Source organism: Streptomyces sp. NPDC002076, assembly GCF_053593835.1.
In genome coordinates this window covers 46070-65062 of sequence record NZ_JBSFDI010000027.1, presented here as the reverse complement: position 1 = coordinate 65062, position 18993 = coordinate 46070, and the positions used below count along the sequence as shown (strand labels likewise).

Sequence of the window (18993 nt, the reverse complement as noted above, 5' to 3'; positions counted from 1 at the left end):
CTACTGGGACAGGAGTAGGTTTCGCACGTGATTAGAATTGCATCGATCGCATTTATTGGAGTCCTCGCAGTCGCATTCGGATCCTTCGCGGCGACCGTATCTCCCTGGTGGTGGCCAGCCGCCGTGCTGTGCGCGGCGTTGGCGGGCGTGGGTACCTACGATCTCCTCCAAAAGCGCCACTCGGTGCTGCGCAACTACCCTGTGCTGGGACATGTGCGCTTCATGCTGGAGTCGATCCGGCCGGAGTTGCAGCAGTATTTCATTGAGCGCAATTACGACGGCCGTCCCTACGACCGGGATGTGCGCAGTCTCGTCTATCAGCGCGCCAAGGGCTTGGAAGCGGAGCAAGCGTTCGGGACCGAACGGAACGTCTATGCCGAAGGCTACGAGTACTTCGAGTCGTCGATGAGGCCACGCCCGGTGCCGGCGGAGCAGCCGAGGGTCCGCATCGGTGGTCCGGACTGCACCAAGCCCTACGACATGGCCCTGTTCAATGTCTCGGCGATGAGTTTCGGCTCGCTGTCCGCCAACGCCATCCTCGCCCTGAACCAGGGCGCCGCCCTCGGGGGCTTCGCACACGACACGGGTGAGGGCGGCCTGTCGGAATACCATCTGCGGCACGGTGGCGACCTGGTGTGGGAGATCGGTACCGGATACTTCGGCTGCCGCACCGAGGACGGCCGTTTCGACCGGGCGCGGTTCGCGGAAAAGGCTGCTCACGACAGCGTGAAGTGCGTGTCGCTGAAGCTGTCCCAGGGAGCCAAACCCGGCATCGGAGGAGTGCTGCCCGGGGAGAAGGTCACCGCCGAGATAGCCCGGGTACGCGAAGTCCCCGAGGGGCGGACCGTCATCTCGCCCCCGTACCACGAGGTTTTCAGCACCCCACGGGAACTGATCCGATTCATCGCCGAAATGCGCGAGCTGTCCGGGGGCAAGCCGGTCGGCTTCAAGCTCTGTGTGGGCTCCCGGCGTGAGTTCCTGGCCGTGTGCAAGGCCATGATCGAGGAGGGCACCGCGCCCGATTTCATCATCGTCGACGGAGCGGAGGGCGGCACCGGAGCCGCCCCACTGGAGTTCGCCGACCATCTGGGCAGCCCCCTCACCGAGGGCCTCATCACGGTCCACAACGCTCTGGTCGGCGCCGGCCTGCGGGACCGGATCAGGATCGGCGCCAGCGGCAAGGTGGCCACCGGGGCCGACATCGTCAAGCGCATGGTGCAGGGCGCCGACTTCACCAATGCGGCTCGCGCCATGATGTTCGCGATCGGCTGCATCCAGGCGCAGAGCTGCCACACCAACACCTGCCCCGCCGGAGTCGCCACACAAGACCCGCGCCGCGCCCGCGCGTTGCACGTCGACGACAAGTCGATCCGGGTCCAGCGCTTCCAGTCCGCCACCGTGAACAGCTCCCTGAAGATCATCGCCTCACTGGGCGTGAACGGACCGGCCGAGCTGCGCCCGCACATGCTGCGCCGGCGCGTGGATCCGGTCACGGTCCGCTCCTACGCGGAGCTCTATGAATGGCTGGACCCGGGGCAGTTGCTGATCGAGCCGCCGGAGTCCTGGGCGGTGGACTGGAAGGCCGCCGATCCTGATCGTTTCGCCGCTTGACTGGTCTCGCCGCGGTGAGCGGGCGGGGTGCGCCATCGACGCCGGCACCCCACCGCTCTTCGCCGTGCCCAAGTCGCAGCCGTGCACGGCCCGCGCATCGACCACGCCCTCGCCCGGCCCCGCCCGAGGCACGGCAGCATCTGTCGGCGGGTGCGGGAGCCAAGGGTGAACGGTTCTACGACTGGGCAGCCGCCCGCTTGCCCGCAGTGTGGGAGTTCGAGGCGACGAGCCGACCCGGCAGCGGCGGATGCTAGCCCGCCGCAGCATGAGCGAGCCCGACGAAATCGCGTACTACCTCGCCTGCGCCCCGCTGGCGGCCACCGTCGTAGAAGTACGAGGTCCGCCGCTACATGGGATGGTGCCGGCACATCACGCTCACCATGCTCGCCCACGCGTTCCTCACGGTGAGGGCCGTCCAGAAGCGAGAAAATGGGGTGACCCGGCCGACGCACCCGACCTCGTGGACCTCACACCAGCTGAAATCCGTCGTCTGCTGGCAGCTGAAGCCCGCCACCCTCCTGCATGCCGCGACCACGCGGTGAACTGGTCCGGATGGCGGCGTCGCCACCAAGTACGCGCCCGCCGCTGTCACTAGATGCGGCGCGGACACACGTTGGTGGGACGGCCCGTCCAAGACCGTCCCACCCATGCCAGACCCTCGCTACGCTCCCCAGTTCTGACTGACTCACCGCTACTACACCATGCCCGCTTTGGCGCTGCCATGCTGGGCCGTGGCGGACGACGTTCAGCGGGAATACTCCACGAGCTCAAATTTCCATCTGCCGATGGAGTCACAGTGCAGGCACCGTATTTCGGCCCAAGCCTGGTCAAGAATGAGGTGCTTGCGTCGTCCACGTTCGGCGGGTGTCTCTGCCCGTTCGGCGGCGATCCGCCGAGCCTGTTGCTGGTCCCTGGCGTTGTCGACCAGGTAGAAGCACCGAATTATACGATCGGGGGCAACGTGGTAGCGGAATCCGATCAACCAGATGACGGTGTCAATCATTGTCGGCTCATCAGCTTCAACGAGGGGATGGGTGAATGGCATTTCATGTCAGTGATTCTCCTGGCCGATTGCCAGCCACGCTGAAAGCCAGGGCTCCAGTCCGTCTGTGAATGTTTGGCCTGGCTCATACTTCGGAGAGTCGAGATCGGTGGTGGCGCACTCCGGGATGCGCGTGTGACAAGACGAGGAAGGTTGGGACTCGGCTGGCGTAGAGCTCAGGGCACTGTCAATACCGCTCATCGTGCAAAACACCCCGGCTTCTATCAGGAACTAAATACCAACACCATCAGTGTTCGCTGTGCATCGCATAATCTAGTGAGCGGTCCTTGTACAGTCAGCACTCCTGGCGCGGAGCTCTTTGTGGGCATCGCGACAGATCTAATGACGCAGGGTGATGCTCTCACCAGGTCTACACGCCGGCGCAGCGTGCGCTGGCACAATCAGCGGGTTCACATGCGGCCGGCGAAGCGATGATCTTGCGCCGTGGCGGACTGGAAGCGGTGGACTCGAGCCGATGTTTCGTGGATGTTCGATGCGCTGGCGCGGCGCGGGTCCTGGGTGGCGAGGCCGACGGGGCAGGTGTTGGTGTGGCAGATATGCGCTGGATGCGTTCGACGGCGAGGGGCGGAGGGCTGGGCGGCTTTTGGCGCTGCCGGTTGCTCGGACTGTGATGCTGGGGCGGGGAGTTCGCGTTGACGGACACCCCGGGTCAGTTGACGTGTCCGAGCTCCGTGAGCTGGTCCCAGACCCAGGGGTAGAAGCGGTCGAAGCGGTCGTAGGCGTAGCGGCCGCAGTGCCCGTCCGAGGGCTTCCCGTGGTGGCGGTAGCCCTCACTCCTGACTCCGCCGTACCCGCCGTGGTTCCAGCCGGTGGCTCCCGTCCCCGCAACCACACCTGACTGGGCGGGGGTGGGCGTGTCCGCCGGGAAAGCGGCCGCACTCGCCGAACCGCTGGAAGCGAAGAGAGCACCTGCGGCGACTGCAAGAGACGCAGTCGCGATCCCGATGCGATGTGCGAGCTTTTCCATGATCATTTCTCCTTGTTTTATCGATCGCTAACAGGAATCACTATGGATCGGAAAAGGGCGGGGAGCATCGCATGATCGAGTGATTGGTCGGCGTGCGACTCGCCGCCCTTCTTCGAGGCGTCCCTTTCGGGCTTGACCGCAGAAAGATCGACTCAGGGCGATTCCTGTGCGCGCCGTCGAGTATCCCGTCGCCAACGCACGGTCACCAGTAAGGAGGAGTTACCTGTGACAAGGGAGGGAATGGCCGGACCGATCACCAGATCATGTGATGCGCCTCAGTTCCTTGCCGTGCCATTCTGGCCAGGCAGAAAACCAGTAGCCACGTTCCCCTCGCCCGCGCGGATGTCGGGTGTGTCCGGCAGCTCTTGCGGGCCTGCAGTGCGGGCGACGGCCAGCTCGCTGTCCGGGCCGTCAAGGACTTCGAGTCGCCGGTAGGAACCGAGCCCTCCGCACGGATGAACGGCCGCAGATGAGCGATCAGACGAAAGTGATGGTCCTGGGAGTGATCGCACTCGTCCTCGGTGTCAGCCTTGTTCTCGTACTGCAGCATGCCTGCACGCACTGATGGACAGCGCTCCCGAGGCTCGCCTGGGCCTTCCTGAGGGGACGCCTTGGGCGTACGCCGTATTCGCCCCCTTCTTTTTACGTGCGGCAGGGACTGGTTGGCGGCCGCCCGGATCCGCCGGGAGCTGGCCGGACACGGAATCGCGGTCCTCAATGCGAATCTCGCCGGCATCGAGGAGCCCGGGGCGACTTCGCCGGCAGCAGGTTCAGCTCCGACGATCTAGTGCGCGCGGCCGACCACCTGCGTGAGCACTTCGCGGCACCGTCGATTGTCGTGCGTCCCGCCACCCTCGACGGCACCGCCCGTCCCGATGGCCTCGACACTGTCGCCGACCTCCCCTCCTCCTACCTCGACCTGCTCGACGAGCTTGGCCTGCACGGCGTCATGGTCGCCGGCAGCTCGGTAGGCGGCTGGATCGCCGCCGAGATGGCGCTGCGCGACACCGGAAGCAGGATCAGCGCGCTGGTCCTCCTCGGCTCGACCGGTATCACCCCCGAACCCCCGCTGACCATCGCCAACCCCGCCGACCTCGGCCCGGTACGCACCGGTGAACTCGCCTTCCACAACCCCGACTTGCGCCCCGACCCCGCCGCACTCAGCGACGAGCAGAAGGCGGTCATGGCCGCCAACCAGCGCACCCTGGCCGTCTACGCAGGCGACCCCTTCTGTCACGACCCCAAGCTCCGCGGCCGCCTGCACCGCGTCACCGTCCCGGTCCTGGTGCTCGCCGGCGAGCAGGACGGCATCGTGCCGCTGGACTACGGACGCGCCCTGGCCGACTCCTTCCCCCGCGCCACCTTCGCCCCGATCCCCGAGGCGGGGCACTTCCCCCACATCGAGCAGCCCGGCGCGGTCTTCGCCGCCATCGGCGACTTCGTCGACACTGAGGTCAAGCCCGACGGGGAGTGAGTCGGCCCCGGCCGAGCCGGCCCTCGAGGCGGGGCCGCTCCACCCGCCTGTCAGTCGAGCGTCGACGCCCAGTCCCGCAGGGTCTTGACGTACAGCTGCGGATCGCTCGCGTGCATGGCGTGGGCGGCATCGGGGAAGGAGCGGTAGTCGCATCGCTGCCCGGCCTGGGTGACGATCCGGCACACCTGGGCGGCCTGGAGGTCGGAGACGGCTCCCAGGAGGGTTCCGGTCTCCTCGTCCACCTTGCGGTTGTGGTGGGCGAACAGGACCGGGACCTTCACCGCGGCGAGCATGCGGGCGTGGTCGTTGGAGGCGGTGGCCGAACCGGTCCAGAAGGCGCGCGCCCACTCCGGGTCGTACTCCCTCATGCTCTGCGGCGGCTCGTCACCGCCGAAGTAGCCGCCCGACCGCTCGCCCGAGCCGTCGCCTGAGGGGCCGGACATCTCCGCCAGGGCGCGGAGCAGCGCGGGCGGCAGCTCGCGCGGGAGCGCCGCGAGGAATCCGTGCCAGTCGCCGACCGACCACTGGTCGCCCAGGTAGGTGCTGATGAGCCGGTGCATCGGGCCGACGACCTGGCTGGTGCCCTGGCCGTAAGGCGGCCTGATCTCCGCGGAGAACAGCGGCGCGTCCTCCAGGTAGGCGCCGCGGACGGTACCGGGTGGCGCGTACGCGGCGAGCCATGCGGCGATCAGTCCGCCGGAGGAGTTTCCTGCGACGATGGCCGGGCGGTGGACGTGTCCGATGAGGAACCGGGCCAGGTCGTTGCCCATGTTGTCGACCGTGTAGCGGCCGGGGGTCCAGGTGGAGCGCCCTTGGCCGCGCGGGTCCACGGCGAAGACCTCGAAGTCGTCGGCGAGGAGCTTCATCGCCGCCTCGTAGCTCCACCAGGAGGTCGCCTGTGGCGGGATGAGCACCAGCGCCGGCTTGTCCGTCGAGCCGGTCGTGGCGTGGTTCAGCATGATCTCGCCGGTGTCGAACCTCGCCTGCAGGTAGGCGTGCGGGACGTAGGTGGCGTCAGGGTTGTCGGGGCCGTAGTGCGGCATGGGTCTGGTTCCTCTCCGTGGGCCGTGTGTCGGGCGGCCTGCGCCGGGTGTCCGGCCGGACCCTCAGTCGAAGTAGAGGCCCAGCTCAAGGTCCTCCAGGAGCCCCGGGTGGATGGGCTGCCAGCCCAGCAGCTCGCGGGTCAGGGTGTTGGAGGCGGTCATGTCGTTGCCGAGGATGCGGGCCAGGAACCCGAAGTGGGCGGCGGCGTCCTCGGCGGGGACTGCCTTGACCGGGAGGTCCAGGCGGCGCCCGATGGCCTCGGCGATCGCCCGGATCGTGACGCCCTCCTCGCCGACGCCGTGCAGGACCGATCCCGCCGGCGCGCTCTCCAGCGCGAGGCGGAACAGGCGTGCGGCGTCGAGGCGGTGTACCGAGGGCCAGCGGTTGGCTCCGTCGCCGAGGTAGCCGGAGAAGCCCTTGTCGCGGGCGGTGGTGATCAGCCGCTGCACCATGCCGCAGGTGTTCGCGTCGTGGACGGTGGGGGCGAGGCGCACGACGGACGAGCGCACGCCACGCTCCGCCAGCGCGAGCGCGGCACGGGCACCGGCGATGCGGGGGCTGCCGGAGGCGGGCGGGGTGTCCCGCTCGCTGCCGACCGGCCCGCCGGAGGCGATGACCAGCGGCCGGTCCGTGTCGGCGAGGGCGTCGCCGAAGGCCTCGATCGCGGCCAGCTCGGCCCGGGCCGCCTCCTCGTGCTGGGTCAGGTCGTGGTGGAACGCGAGGTGGATGACACCGTCGCACTCGGCCGCGGCGGCACGCAGGACGCCGAGGTCCTCGATCGTGCCGCGGACGGCCTCGACTCCAGCGGTGGCGGTCAGGGCGGCTGCCGAGGCGTCGGAGCGGGCGAGCCCGAGGACCTGGTGCCCGGCTCCGGTGAGCTCGGCGACGACGGCGGAACCGATGAATCCGGACGCGCCGGTGACGAAAACGCGCATGACTGATGCACTCCTTGGCAGGTGGATGAGGACCGGTCCTGGGGCGCTGGTGCCGCTCGCCGGCCGGTGAGTCCACTGTGCGTGCGCCCGCACGGGCGGGTCCAATGAATGTTCTGCAGCAGGCGATACGCTGCGCGTATCGGGCCTGCTCCGCGTAGCCTTCGTGCTCCCGGAAGGCCGTGTGGGCGAGGGTTGCTGGGGCTACGCTGAGGTGGTGCCCGACGCCGCGATATCCTCCGCCCCGGCCCTCGATCTGCACCTGGCATGGTGCTTCACGGTCGTGGCCGAGTACCGGCACTTCGGCCGGGCCGCCGAGGCCCTTCACACCACCCAGCCGTCACTGAGCCGTCAGATCCGCCGCCTCGAACAACAACTTGGCGTAAGCCTCTTCGAGCGCACACCGCAGGGCAACCACCTCACCGAGGCCGGAGAGGCCTTCCTCCCCATGGCCACGGAGCTGCTGCGCGCCGCCGAACGCGCCGCGGCCGCCGCCCGGTCCGCTACCCGGCCCGCCCGCATCACCATCGGTCACACGCCCGGCATCATCGTCACCCCCGCCGTCCGCGAACTGCGCCGCCGCCACCCCGACGCCGAGGTGCGGACCAAGCAACTGACGCCCGACGAACCGCGCCGCGCGCTGCTGGACCACCAAGTCGACGCCGTCGCCGCCCGCCTGCCGTTCCCCACCGACGGCCTTGACGTGACCGCCCTCTACGACGAGCCCCGGGTATTGTTGGTCCCGTTGGACCACCGGCTGGCCGGCCGCAGCTCGGTCACCCTGGCCGACATCGCCGACGAGCCGCTGCCCAAGGTACGCGGAGCCGACCCGCTGGCCAGCGCCTTCTGGCGGATCGACCCCCGCCCCGACGGCCGCCCGGCGCCCGACGGGCCGCTGATCGAGACCGCCGTCGACCAGTTCGAACTCGTCGCCGGCGGCCAGGCCGTCACTATCTCCGTCCCCAGCCACACCCTGCGCCCTGACCTCGCCGCCGTTGCGCTCGACGGCGTCGAACCCAGCCACGTCGTGCTGGTCACCCGCGCCCACGAACGCAACCACCTGGTGGCGGCCTTCCGCGCCCATGCCGTGAGTATCCTCGGCGGCGCCCAGCGCTGCGATGAGGCCGAGGTCTGAGCCTGCGTCACGCGGAGCCCATCGTCGCGACGATGGTGTCGCGGAGCCAGCGGTGTGCCGCGTCGTCGTCCAGGCGGAGGTGCCAGCAGATTGCGTAGCGCATCGCGCCGATCTCCTGCGGGGCCGGGATGACACTGGTGGTGCCCGGGACCACGTGGCGGACGGCGAAGTCGCTCGGCAGGGTCGCCACCCGCGCGGTGCCCGGGACTGCCGCGGCGGAGGCCGCGTGGTACGGAACGGTCACCGCGGCCCGCCTCGGGCTGCCGAGGGAGGCGAGGCGCTGGTCGACGTGGCCCTGCCGGCCGTCGGTGACATCGACGACCACATGGGCGCAGCCCAGTAATCCCAAGCGACAGCGCGGGCCGCTGGGCGAGGGGGTGGTGGCTCGACATCAGGCACGAGTACCCCTCCTCGAAGAGCACCCGCGTGCGCAGCGGCGGCGGTGTGCCGCCGTGGACGAGCAGGCCCACCAGGCCGTGCTCGGCGTCGGCGAAGACCACGTGGTGCCAGCGCGAGAAGAGCACGGTGGAGCCGGGCGACTGCTCGAAGACCCGCGCCAGCAGCGCGCCGCTGAGCACGGAGACGGCCCCGCCAGGAGCACGTCTTCTCCGGCGAGGCTTTCCACCTCGCCACCGCCGCCCGCGCGTTCCGGCTCGCCGGAACCGACTGCTGCTGCAGCTCGGCCCGGATGCGCTCGGCGCACGGGTATGCGCGTCATCTCGGTCGACTACCGGCTCGCCCTCTAGCACCCCTATCCCGCTGCGCTTGATGACGCGCTGGCCGCCTACCGCGCCCTTCTCGACGCGGCCAGCGGCTGCTTCTCCCGGACCGCCGGCTTCTGGGCGACCGGCGCCGTGGCGGCGAGTCCGCCGGCGCGGGCCTGGCAGCGGCGCTGCTGGTCGTCGCACGCGACCAGGCCTGCCGATGCCCGCCGCCGGGGTGCTGTTCTCCCCCTACGCGGACCTGACCCTCTCCGGCGCGAGCATGACCAGCAAGCAGGCGGTCGGCCTGTCTTTCACCCCGGAGGCGATCGCGGTCCGCGCCAAGGACTACGCCGCTGCGGTGAATCCATCGGATCCCCTGGTCAGCCCGGTCTTCGCAGACCTGCGCGGCATCCCCCCGCTGCTGATCCAGGCCGGGTCGCACGAACTGCTGCTCGACGACGCGGTCCGACTCGCGGCCCGTGCCGCAGCCGACGGTGTACCCGTCACCCTGGAGGTCACCCTCGGCGTGGCGCACCTGTTCGACGCGTTCGCCGGGATGCTGGACGAGGGGGAGGCCGCACTGCGGCGTGTGGCCGACTTCCTGGCCACCACGGTCACCGGGGCTGTCCGGTGACCGGGACGATGGCCGGACCGGGGGCAGCGAGCTCGCCGCCGATGGGCGCCACCGCGCCGAGCGGAGAGTTCGGTGCAGCGCCCGTCACGGCTCCGTACCTGGCCACGCGAGGACCGCTGTCGGGCTCTACGAGGACCGCTGTCGGGCTCTACAGGGACAAGGTCGGCCACATCCAGGCCATCGAGCGGCGGCCCGTCACCCCGCTCCACGCGACCCTTCTACCAAGCTTGACGCGGGGTTGAACGGGCGAACAGGGGGCACTGAAAGCGTCTCGTAAGGAAGCTCTCCCTACCTTGCCGAGTGAGACAGGCAGTGGCCGCCGCTGCTGCCGTTCACCGGGAGGGAAACATGGAGAAGCTGAGCGGGTGGGTGATCCGCCATCGGCTGCTGGTGGGCCTGGGCTGGCTGGTGATCACGGTCGCCGGGGTGGTGCTGGCCCCGTCGCTATCGAGCCGGTTGCAGCCGGGCACGCATGTCAGCGGCCCGGGCTACACCGCCGACGTGGCGATCGCCCAGGGCTTCGGCGGGGTGACCCAGGACCCCGGTGTCGTGATCCTGGACCTGCCGCCAGGTCAGACCGTGACCTCGCCGCAGGTCGCGACGGAACTGAGGGCGGTGGACGCGGGGATCGCCAAGGCGATGCCCAGCCTGCGGGTGGTCTCCTACGCCTCGACCGGCAGCCGGACGCTGGTCGGGACCGGCGGTACGAGCACGGTCGTCCTGGCCTACCCACCGAAACCGGGTGACGACATGGCCACCGAGCAGGTCGACGCCCTGACGCAGGCCGCGAAGGCGGCGGCGCCGGACCTGGCAGTGCACGGCACCAGCCTGCGGGCCCTGGAGGCCGGCAACACCACCGGCAGCGGCAACTCCAGCGTCACCAGTGAGCTGATCATCGGGGCGATCGGCGCCCTGGCGGTCCTGGCCTGGGTGTTCGGGTCGCTGCTGGCGCTCCTGCCGCTGATCATGGCCCTGATCTCGGTGCTGACGATGCAGCTGTTCGTCTACGGCCTCACGTACCTGATGCCTTCGTCTTCGCCGATCCACCCGGCGGTGCAGTACATCGTGGCGCTGCTGGGCCTGGGCCTGTCGATCGACTACTCGCTGCTGGTCGTCACCCGCTGGCGCGAGGAGCGCGCGGCCGGCAAGAGCAATGACGAAGCGGTGCGGGCGGCCGTGCGGCGGGCCGGGCACAGTGTCTGGTTCAGCGGGATGGTGGCCTCGCTCGGCTTGTTCGCGCTGATCGTCATCCCCAACTCGATGGTCCGCGGCATCGGCGTGTCCGGCCTGTTCATCCCCTCCACCGCGACCCTGGTCGCGCTGACGCTGCTGCCCGCGGTGCTGTCCAGGATCGGGCCGCGGGTGGACTGGCCGCGGCGGGTGTCGCGGCGGCGGCCGGTCAGCCGGTTCTGGACCGGCTGGTCGACGTTCGTGATCCGCCACCGGGTGGCCTCGGCCGTCGCCGGCCTGGGCATCCTGGCGGCGCTGACCGCCACCGCCGCGACGATCAGCATCAGCACGCCGAGCAGCCACGCGCTGGCCACAGCCGGCGCCTACACCGACGGGCTGCACACCCTGGAAGCCGACGGATTCCCCTCCGGGACGCTGACGGCCGTGCCGCTGTACGTGCCGAAGGCCGCCGACGCGGGGACCGTCGTGGCGGCTCTGGATACCGTCTCCAGCCTTCGTGGCGCGGTCGCCCCGTCGGGGCGCGGCTGGCCCGCCGGGAGCAGCGCAATGGTCATCGCCATCCCGCGGCACGAGGTCGGCAGCGCGAACGGCGGCACCTCGCTGGACGACATCCGCCGCAGCGTCCCGCCTGGTGTGCTGGCCGGCGGCGAGGGAGCGCAGAAGATCGACGAGACCAGCGCCACCTACGGCTCGTTCCCGCTGCTGTTCGCGGTGGTCGCGGTGGTCACCTTCCTGCTGCTGGCACGCGGGATGCGGTCGATTCTGCTGCCCGCCAAGGCCGTGCTGCTCAACATGCTGTCGGTAGCGGCCTCCTACGGGCTGCTGGTCATCGTCTTCCAGCACGGCGTCGGCATGAAGGCGCTGTGGGGGGCGTCCACCTACGGCGCGATCGACGCCCTCGCCCCCGTGCTGATCTTCGGGTTCCTGTTCGGGGTGTCCATGGACTACGAGGTGTTCATCCTGGCCAGGGTCCGCGAGGGGTACGAGCGCACCCGGTCCACCCGGGAGGCCGTCATCGAGGGCGTGTCCCGCACCGGCCGCCTGGTGACCTCGGCCGCGCTCATCCTGTTCTTCGCGCTCGCCTCGCTGGCCACCGCCAACGACGTCACCGTGCGGGAGATCGCCATGGGCCTGGCGTTCGGGGTGCTTCTGGACGCGGTCGTGGTCCGGATGCTGCTGCTGCCCGCGCTGGTCTCACTGCTCGGGGAGTGGAACTGGTGGCTGCCGGACCGGGCCGCGCGGCTGCTGCGGCTGCCGGCGAAGGAGCCCGCCGTCGTAGTCGAGGGCGAGACGTCCGTTCCGCTGCACGTCGGGGATGCTTAGCCCATGCGGGTACTCGTGGTCGAGGACGAGCCGGACGTCGCCCAGGCCCTGGTCTGGGGCCTGACGGCCGAGGGCTACATCGTGGACACGGCGGACAACGGGACCGACGGACTGTGGATGGCGACGGAGAACGCCTACGACGTCATCGTCCTGGACGTGATGCTGCCGGGCTTGGACGGCTACCAAGTAGCCCAGAGCCTGCGCGAGCGAGAGCGCTGGACGCCGATCCTGATGCTGACCGCCATGACGGACGACCTCGACCACGCCGAGGGACTGGACTCCGGCGCGGACGACTACCTGCCCAAGCCGTTCTCCTACCCGGTCCTGCTGGCGCACCTGCGCGCGCTGACCCGACGGACCCTCGGTGCCAGGCCGGCGGTACTCACCGCCGCCGGCCTGGCGCTCGACCCCGCCGCGCGCACCGTCACCCGCGACGGCGCACCCCTGGATGTGACCGGTCGGGAGGCCGCCGTGCTGGAGTACCTGCTCCGGCACAAAGGCACCGTCGTCTCCAAGTCCGAACTGTTGGAACACTGTTGGGACGCCTCCCGCGACGGAGATCCCGCGGTCGTCGAGGTCGTGGTGCACCGGCTGCGCCGCAAGATCGAGACGCTGGAGGCACCTGCGGTCATCGAGACCGTCCGCGGCAAGGGATACGTCATCAGGAGCGAGGAGTCATGACCGAGCACCCGTGCGGCTGGTACCGCCTGGCTCGAACGGCTCACCCCCGCAGCGTGCGGACCCGGGTCACGTTCCTGGCGGGAATCGCGCTGACCGCCGCCGTCATGCTCGGGCTGATCGTGATGTATCTGCTCCAGGCCGACCAGGCCAAGCGGACCATCGCCGACCAACTGCGTACCTACGCCGTCCAGATCGAGCAGTCCGCGACCGGCCCGATCTTCCCGCGGCCCCTGCCGCCGTCGGTGCTCGACGCCCAGGCCCAGGCGCAGGTCCTTGCACCGGACGGCACCGTCCTCGCCGCCACCCGCGACCTCGACGGCCGATCCGCGGTGTTCTCGCTCCCGCCCGGCTCCACCGCCCCGGTCCGGCAGAAGGCCGCCGACGACATCCTCCCCGCCGAGGTCTCCGTCGTCGGCGAGCGCACCACGGTCGGCGGCCGACCGGTCACCGTCGTCACCGTGACCTCGACCAACCAACGCGACCAGGTTGACGAGACTTTCGCACGGCTCCTCGTCATCGGCGTGCCGGCCACGCTCCTGCTGGCCTGCGGCACCGTGTGGTGGGTCGTCGGCCGCGCGCTGCGGCCCGTGGAGCAGATCCGGCGCACCGTCACCGCCATCACCGCAGCGGACCTGTCCCAGCGCGTCCCGGAGCCAGGCACCGACGACGAGATCGGCCACCTGGCCAGCACCATGAACCACATGCTCACCCGGCTCGACGACTCCGCCGCACGCCAGCGCCGCTTCGTCGCCGACGCCAGCCACGAGCTCCGTAGCCCCCTGACCGCGATCCGCACCGGCCTGGAGGTGGGGCTGGCCCATCCCGGCCGCGCGCCGTGGCCGGACATCGCCACGCGCGCGGTCCGGCAGACGGGGCGGCTTGAAGAGCTGATCTCCCAGCTGCTCACCCTGGCCAAGGCCGACGTCGGACAACTGGCCGCAGGGCAGGAGACCGTCGATCTCGGCGCGTTGCTCACCGAGATCCGCGCCACGACCACGGCCCCGCACCTGCGGATCGATGTCTCGGTCCCACCAGACACCACCGTGACCGGCAACCCCGAGGACCTGGCGAGGCTGTTCCGCAACCTCGTGGACAACGCCGTCCGCCACGCCGGATCGAGAGTGTCTCTCACCTCCGGGGGGGATCCAGGCAGCGTGCGCGTGGAGATCAGCGACGACGGCCCCGGAATCCCGGCCGAGGAGCGCGAGCGCGTGTTCGACCGCTTCGTCAGGCTCGACGCCAGCCGGGGCCGCACCAGCGGGTCCACCGGACTCGGCCTGGCGATCGCCAAGGAGATCGCCACGGCACACGGAGCGACGATCGTGCTCACCGAGGCCAACACCGGCGGAGTACGCGCCGTCGTGACCCTGCCGCGCTGACGAGGTGTGTGACACGACGTCGGCTGGCGGCCACGCCGTGATTTGCTCGGCCGCCTGTCAGTGGTCAGTTGGATTTCAGGACGGGCGATCGGTCGTGCCCAGGACGACGAGTTCGGTGCTGTTCAGCACCTCCGCGAGCGCCCGCGGCGCGCCGCGCATGTGGAAGTAGTCCCACTGCGCGCGGCGGATCACCTGGTCCGGGTGGCCGAGCGCGCGCAACACGTCCCAGTGCAGGGCCTGGGCCCAGACGTAGCCGGGTTCTCCGTCGACGTCCATGTCTTGCACGTCGATCGGGGTGTCCGCGAGCGCGGAGGCCAAGCGGTGGCTGTCCACGGGCCCGGCGGCGAAGTCCAGGAACGCAGCGGGGTCAGCACCCAGGGGCGCGTCGTTGGCGCTTTCATCGTCCCGGTCCGGCCAGGAGTCGTAGCGGTGGGCACGCACTCCGTCCCGCCAGACCTCCAACTCCAGTCGGTCGCCGTCGTACTGGAAGGCGGCCAGCACCGGGGTGCCCAACTCGGCGCTCATCGGCCCGGCGAGCGCGAAGACACTGTTGTCGTCGACGGACCGGTCCGGATGGACGAGGCAGAATGTCGGCCCGGCGGGAATCGCATAGCCAGCCGCGCAGACCTCGCGCAGGACGGGGGCCGCCTGGTCGAGCGGCACGGGAATCAGCATCGTGCCGTACGTGGTCACGGCCTCACCTCCTGAGAGGCGGTGACCCTACGTGGCGGTACAGCTGCGAGGCAAAAGAAATACACCCGCTTCGGACTCGCGCCGTCCGATGATCTCGCCCATCGGGGCCGTCACCGCTGCACCCCTCGTCATATGGCTCCGCAGCCCGTAGCCGATCCGTGCCTCAGGGGAAGATCAGAGGGCCGATCTCCTGCTGTGCGAGGTCGATCAGGAGGCTCAGCCCCTGGCTTTGCAAAGGAGCACCAGGATCCCCCTGTGCATCAGGGTTGTAGTCCTGATGTCTGACGACCTCCCCAAGGGCTTCCGCGATCGCCTCCTCGTTGTCAGCAGCCAGAGCACAGTCCAACGCCAAGGTGGCCGCCCGGGTCTTCCAGCCCGTCCAGGCCCAAGCGGTTGAAGCGGTGAAGTCACCGGCGAACTGTCTTGGGATTGCACCTCAACTCATGCGCGATGGCAGGCACTCGCTGTCCGGAAGCCCCCGAGCACCTGTGCAGCGGCCCCGGACCACTGGCTGGTCCGGGGCCGCTGCTATGTCTGCTGCAGGGGCAGCGAGGGGCCCTCGGTGGTCCCAGAGAGCGATGACACTCCGAAGCCATAGCTCAGGCGGCACACGGCAGCGGGTCGTGCTGCCCAAGCAGTGGAGGCGTGTATCGCGGGTGGTCTTGCCGTGGCCTTACCCAGGGAGGGCGGGCTGGTGCGTAGGATGCGCGGCTGATGGATCACTGGGAGGGGACAGTATGAGAACACGTATACGCGCCGCCGCAGTTGCCGCCGCCGTGGCATTGGGGTTGGTGCCCACCAGCGCGGGCACAGCGTCTGCGGCCCCGGCCGGCACGCAGGCATCTGCGACTCATCAGATCGGGTCGTTGAAGGAGTGGGCGAGCGGTATCCCGTCGTCTATGCACCGGGGCACCACGATCGACGTCACCATGTCCTACATGCAGAAGTCCCGGGATGTTCTGGCCCCGGCCGGCTTTGCGCTGTCCTTGTGGAACTTCGCTGCCCCGGGCTTCAAGCAGATGCGGGGGATCTCCGCTACGTGGTGGAATCCGGTACACCACCGTTGGGAGAAGGCCAGCTACTACGACTCGAACGGTCTGATCGGTCTCAGCCTGCCCGGCTACTCGCCCACGGTGAAGGTCGCCTCCGGCAAGGTCGGCCACGTCTACCTGCATGTCACCTTCAGCAAGACCGCCTATACGGGCACGTGGCACTTCGAGCCGATGGTGAACTCCTACTGGCTGCTCACCTCGAAGGGCGCCTACGACACCAACAACTACCTCGGCGACAGCAGGAGCCAATACACCTCCACCCTGCGCCCATAAGCGGATGCGCCGGCTGACCACCGTGCCCCGTACGCCTGTTCTGTGGTTCCCGGTCTGGCGGCTGGGGTAGCCTGGCGACAGTGTTCGTGGCGTTCCCTCCGCGCCGCCTGTGGCGGGGCGCCACGCATACGGCCAGCCACGCCGAGCACCACGCACTGTCGTAGGTGACGCGATCGTGGTGACATTCCGGTGGCGCGGCGCGGACGCCGTCGGTGGCGGCGGGGCGTACTGATTCCAGGATGAATCCAGGCCACCACCTTCCTCCGGAACGCGCAGCATGCCGGGCCGCAGTCCCGGGCAATCGGACCGGTGCGGACCGGCTACTGCAGAGCCGCCTCGTCCGGGGTGGCCGACGAACACCGGCGGACGACGTCCGGTAACTGGCGGAAACTTGCGGCCGGATGAAGAAGAGGTCGGCCATGCCCAGGCCGGTGACCACCAGCACCGACGGCTCGTCCGCCCCGCCCTTTCCACTTCACGTGCTGGCGCTGCCGGTTCAGCCACCGTCCGACGTCCACGCCGCCCGAGGTCACCCCCTCAGTCTTCGACGGTGACAAGGAGCCCGGCGAGGTGGGTGGCCGTGACCAGGACGTAGGCGTGCTGCCAGGCCGGACTCGATGCCTCGCAGGCGAGGTCGAGCCGGGCCGCGATTCTCACCGCGCCCAGGTGCCGATCGATGGCCTGGGCCATCCGCAGCGCGCTCATTTTCCGCAAGCGAGCTGTGTCGGTCCGTCCGGAGGCGGGGACCGTCGTCTCAAGGCTGCCATGGAGGAGTTCGATCCAGCGCCATGGCGGTTTGACCGGGGTGACGGCGCGGATGTGCGTACCGGGCAGGGAGGTGGCCGCGAGCTGCTCCAGCGGCCGGCGGGGCGGGAATCGACCGGCCAGCGGCATGGTGGTCAGCTCCAGGTCGACCATGTGATCGGCAGCGTCGAATTCCCGCGCCACAGCGGCACTCACCTCGGCCACCGCCGCCTGCGCTGCGTGGCCCTCAGGCGTTGCGGCCTGCCGGTCCGGTGATGAACGATCGCGGGCCTCTGTCTTGCGTCGCATCAGCCGAAGGTACAACCGTGGAGGAGTCGTGCGCCGAAGTGCCGCCCGGGGATCGGCGTGCGGCGCCCGTGGGAGGCGGCGGCCACCGCGCCGTGGTCCCAATCTGCGCGGCACGGGCCTTGGTGCGCCGTGCCTCCACCGCCCCCCTGGCCTGCGCCCGACCATCCTGGGTCCCGTCAGGGGCCCGGCCCCAGCCCCCGTTGAGCCCCCGTCAGGGGGTGCCGGCCGACGGCCGGTCCCCCCGCCTCGGGAGTCGGTTGTCGTACAGCGCCCGGCGGAAGGGGCAGCGGGGCCGCACCGTCTACTGGCCGGGGACGGGCGGTTCGCGCCGGGGCCGACCGGCCCCGGTCCCGTGCCTGGCCGTCCTGGGTCCCGTCAGGGGCCGGGCCCAGCCCCCGTTGAGCCCCCGTCAGGGGGTGTGCCCCCCCGGCCTCGGGAGTCGGTTGTCGTACAGTGCCTGTTTCTCATCCCTCGTAGGCGAGAAGCGGCCCGATTTTCACACCGTCGACGACGCCGTGAACGACGGCCTGCGGGCGGCCATCGTCCATCTGGTCCGCGAGCAGAAGGCCGGCGTGGGTCACGCAGGTCCGGTGTACTTCATGCTGCACGGCGTGCGGAGCGAGGAGCGGGCTCGCGAGCTTGCCGCCGCCTTCCATGCCGCCCTGTACGGGTCTCAGTTGATGGCGAAGGCATCGCGGTGGAACACGGTGTCCTTGCGGGACTGGTGGGTGCTTTTGACCCCTGATCGGTGCGACTAGGTGTCGAGGAACTCGGGGATGAAGATGTCGCGGCTGGTCAGCAGGCGCTTGGAGAGGCCCTGCTCGTGGTGGTAGCGCAGGAAGGTGTCGACCGCCTTGCGGTTCGCGCGCAGGCCGTAGGGCCACCAGTCCTCGCCGAGCAGGCTGCGGTTGTGTTCGAACAGGCTGCTGAACCAGGGGGTCACCAGGCTCATGTGCTGCTTCGGGGCGTCCTCGATGTATTTGCGTTCGGCCAGGTCCTTGGCCTTGAGGAAGGCGCGGTAGACCGAGCGCAGGTCCTCGGAACGGTGCACCAGGTCCTTGCGGACCGCGACGATGTGCATCGGGGGGAAGATCCCGGTGCGCCGGTAGTACTCGCGCTCGACGTTCTCATAGTCGGGGAAGAGCCGGACGATCTTCGTCGATCCCCGCACCATGGCCTGGGGCACGTCGACCGAGATGAGCGCGTCGATCTCTCCGGACTCGAGCATGGCGCCGAGGGTCTGGCCGTCGTCGGCGTGTCGCACGTGCACGCCGTCCGGCACCGGCTGCGGGACCCAGTCGAACGCGGGGATGGGATGGTTGGTGCCGCCGATGACCCAGCGGCACTGGTCGGCGGTCACGCCGTACTCGTCCGACAGGATGCCCTTGGGCCAGACCCCGGCGTCGTGCCCGAAGAGGGCGAACTCGCCGACTGTCTTGCCGGCGAGGTCCTGCGGCTTCTCGATTCCCGCCTCGGTGTTCACGAAGATGGCGGAGTGCCGGAAGTTGCGGTTCGGGAAGATCGGCAGCGCCATGAATGGCGCGTCCAGGTCGAAGGTGCGCAGAAAGTAGGTCAAGCCGAGTTCCGCTATGTCGTAGCGACCTTCGAGCATGTGGCGGAAGAGGTCCGAGACCAGGGGCTCCGTCTCAAGGGTGGCGTCCACCTCGTCGATCTTCACGCGGCCGTCGAAGAGCGCCTCGGTGTGCTCGTACCGGTAGGTGCCGATGGTCAGCTCGATGCTCATCAAGATCCTCGCTTCCGTGAATGAGCTTTCATTTTCACGG

The 18993-nt window shown here is 69.5% G+C and carries 18 protein-coding genes and 1 pseudogene; 11 read left to right on the top strand and 8 right to left on the bottom strand.

Annotated elements, in window-relative coordinates; all coding sequences use genetic code 11:
• Positions 1 to 27 precede the first annotated feature (27 nt).
• From ACWCQS_RS38890 to ACWCQS_RS38880, 3 genes and pseudogenes are all read left to right on the top strand, one after another.
• On the top strand, positions 28 to 1611 hold the full coding sequence (locus ACWCQS_RS38890; protein WP_451008867.1) for an FMN-binding glutamate synthase family protein: 1584 nt from the start codon (positions 28 to 30) through the stop codon (positions 1609 to 1611).
• A 140-nt stretch (positions 1612 to 1751) separates the two neighbouring features.
• Positions 1752 to 2019, top strand: a pseudogene (locus ACWCQS_RS38885) (IS701 family transposase); the annotation flags it as partial.
• 388 nt (positions 2020 to 2407) lie between these two features.
• Complete coding sequence (locus tag ACWCQS_RS38880; protein WP_451008866.1) at positions 2408 to 2698, top strand: hypothetical protein; 291 nt, start codon at positions 2408 to 2410, stop codon at positions 2696 to 2698.
• 365 nt (positions 2699 to 3063) lie between these two features.
• Here ACWCQS_RS38880 and ACWCQS_RS38875 read toward each other — a convergent pair whose 3' ends face one another.
• Both ACWCQS_RS38875 and ACWCQS_RS38870 read right to left on the bottom strand, forming a co-directional pair.
• Positions 3064 to 3210 carry a glutamate synthase-related protein gene (locus ACWCQS_RS38875; protein ID WP_451008917.1) on the bottom strand — a complete coding sequence of 49 codons (147 nt, stop codon included), beginning with the start codon at positions 3208 to 3210 and terminating at the stop codon, positions 3064 to 3066.
• A gap of 113 nt (positions 3211 to 3323) precedes the next feature.
• Entirely contained in the window at positions 3324 to 3641 is a 318-nt protein-coding gene (locus tag ACWCQS_RS38870; RefSeq protein ID WP_451008865.1) for a hypothetical protein, read from the bottom strand.
• A gap of 646 nt (positions 3642 to 4287) precedes the next feature.
• On the opposite strand from ACWCQS_RS38870, the gene ACWCQS_RS38865 reads away from it, so the two are divergent.
• Complete coding sequence (locus ACWCQS_RS38865) at positions 4288 to 5115, top strand: alpha/beta fold hydrolase (protein WP_451008864.1); 828 nt, start codon at positions 4288 to 4290, stop codon at positions 5113 to 5115.
• 50 nt (positions 5116 to 5165) lie between these two features.
• On the opposite strand, the gene ACWCQS_RS38860 is transcribed toward ACWCQS_RS38865, so the two are convergent.
• Together ACWCQS_RS38860 and ACWCQS_RS38855 are read right to left on the bottom strand one after the other, a co-directional pair.
• On the bottom strand, positions 5166 to 6158 hold the full coding sequence (locus ACWCQS_RS38860; protein ID WP_451008863.1) for an alpha/beta fold hydrolase: 993 nt from the start codon (positions 6156 to 6158) through the stop codon (positions 5166 to 5168).
• A 63-nt stretch (positions 6159 to 6221) separates the two neighbouring features.
• Entirely contained in the window at positions 6222 to 7094 is an 873-nt protein-coding gene (locus ACWCQS_RS38855; RefSeq protein WP_451008862.1) for an SDR family oxidoreductase, read from the bottom strand.
• Between the two features lie 214 nt (positions 7095 to 7308).
• On the opposite strand from ACWCQS_RS38855, the gene ACWCQS_RS38850 reads away from it, so the two are divergent.
• Positions 7309 to 8226, top strand: coding sequence for a LysR family transcriptional regulator (locus ACWCQS_RS38850; RefSeq protein WP_451008861.1), 918 nt, complete (start codon positions 7309 to 7311; stop codon positions 8224 to 8226).
• Between the two features lie 7 nt (positions 8227 to 8233).
• Here the strand turns inward: ACWCQS_RS38850 and ACWCQS_RS38845 are convergent, their stop codons facing one another.
• On the bottom strand, positions 8234 to 8575 hold the full coding sequence (locus tag ACWCQS_RS38845) for a hypothetical protein (RefSeq protein ID WP_451008860.1): 342 nt from the start codon (positions 8573 to 8575) through the stop codon (positions 8234 to 8236).
• Positions 8576 to 9150: 575 nt separating this feature from the next.
• Between ACWCQS_RS38845 and ACWCQS_RS38840 the strand changes: the two genes are divergently transcribed.
• The 4 genes from ACWCQS_RS38840 to ACWCQS_RS38825 all read left to right on the top strand — a co-directional run bounded on the left by ACWCQS_RS38840 (position 9151) and on the right by ACWCQS_RS38825 (position 14138).
• Positions 9151 to 9564, top strand: coding sequence for an alpha/beta hydrolase fold domain-containing protein (locus ACWCQS_RS38840; protein ID WP_451008859.1), 414 nt, complete (start codon positions 9151 to 9153; stop codon positions 9562 to 9564).
• Positions 9565 to 9912: 348 nt separating this feature from the next.
• Entirely contained in the window at positions 9913 to 12078 is a 2166-nt protein-coding gene (locus tag ACWCQS_RS38835; RefSeq protein ID WP_451008858.1) for an MMPL family transporter, read from the top strand.
• Positions 12079 to 12081: 3 nt separating this feature from the next.
• Positions 12082 to 12759, top strand: a complete 678-nt coding sequence (locus ACWCQS_RS38830; RefSeq protein ID WP_451008857.1) for a response regulator transcription factor — start codon at positions 12082 to 12084, stop codon at positions 12757 to 12759.
• The gene (locus ACWCQS_RS38825) at positions 12756 to 14138 is read left to right on the top strand and encodes an ATP-binding protein (protein ID WP_451008856.1); all 1383 of its coding nucleotides are present in this window, start codon (positions 12756 to 12758) and stop codon (positions 14136 to 14138) included. The genes ACWCQS_RS38830 and ACWCQS_RS38825 overlap by 4 nt, the downstream gene beginning before the upstream one ends.
• 75 nt (positions 14139 to 14213) lie before the next feature.
• Here ACWCQS_RS38825 and ACWCQS_RS38820 read toward each other — a convergent pair whose 3' ends face one another.
• Positions 14214 to 14831: a hypothetical protein gene (locus tag ACWCQS_RS38820; protein WP_451008855.1), complete on the bottom strand. Its 618-nt coding sequence runs from the start codon at positions 14829 to 14831 to the stop codon at positions 14214 to 14216.
• Between the two features lie 899 nt (positions 14832 to 15730).
• On the opposite strand from ACWCQS_RS38820, the gene ACWCQS_RS38815 reads away from it, so the two are divergent.
• Entirely contained in the window at positions 15731 to 16156 is a 426-nt protein-coding gene (locus ACWCQS_RS38815) for a hypothetical protein (protein WP_451008854.1), read from the top strand.
• A gap of 537 nt (positions 16157 to 16693) precedes the next feature.
• On the opposite strand, the gene ACWCQS_RS38810 is transcribed toward ACWCQS_RS38815, so the two are convergent.
• Complete coding sequence (locus ACWCQS_RS38810) at positions 16694 to 17209, bottom strand: hypothetical protein (RefSeq protein ID WP_451008853.1); 516 nt, start codon at positions 17207 to 17209, stop codon at positions 16694 to 16696.
• A gap of 515 nt (positions 17210 to 17724) precedes the next feature.
• Here ACWCQS_RS38810 and ACWCQS_RS38805 point away from each other — a divergent pair.
• Positions 17725 to 17967 (top strand): hypothetical protein, encoded by a 243-nt coding sequence (locus tag ACWCQS_RS38805; protein WP_451008852.1) that lies wholly within the window; start codon positions 17725 to 17727, stop codon positions 17965 to 17967.
• On the opposite strand, the gene ACWCQS_RS38800 is transcribed toward ACWCQS_RS38805, so the two are convergent.
• Entirely contained in the window at positions 17964 to 18953 is a 990-nt protein-coding gene (locus ACWCQS_RS38800) for a 4,5-dihydroxyphthalate decarboxylase (RefSeq protein WP_451008851.1), read from the bottom strand. The two genes, ACWCQS_RS38805 and ACWCQS_RS38800, sit on opposite strands and share 4 nt — an antisense overlap.
• Positions 18954 to 18993 lie beyond the last annotated feature (40 nt).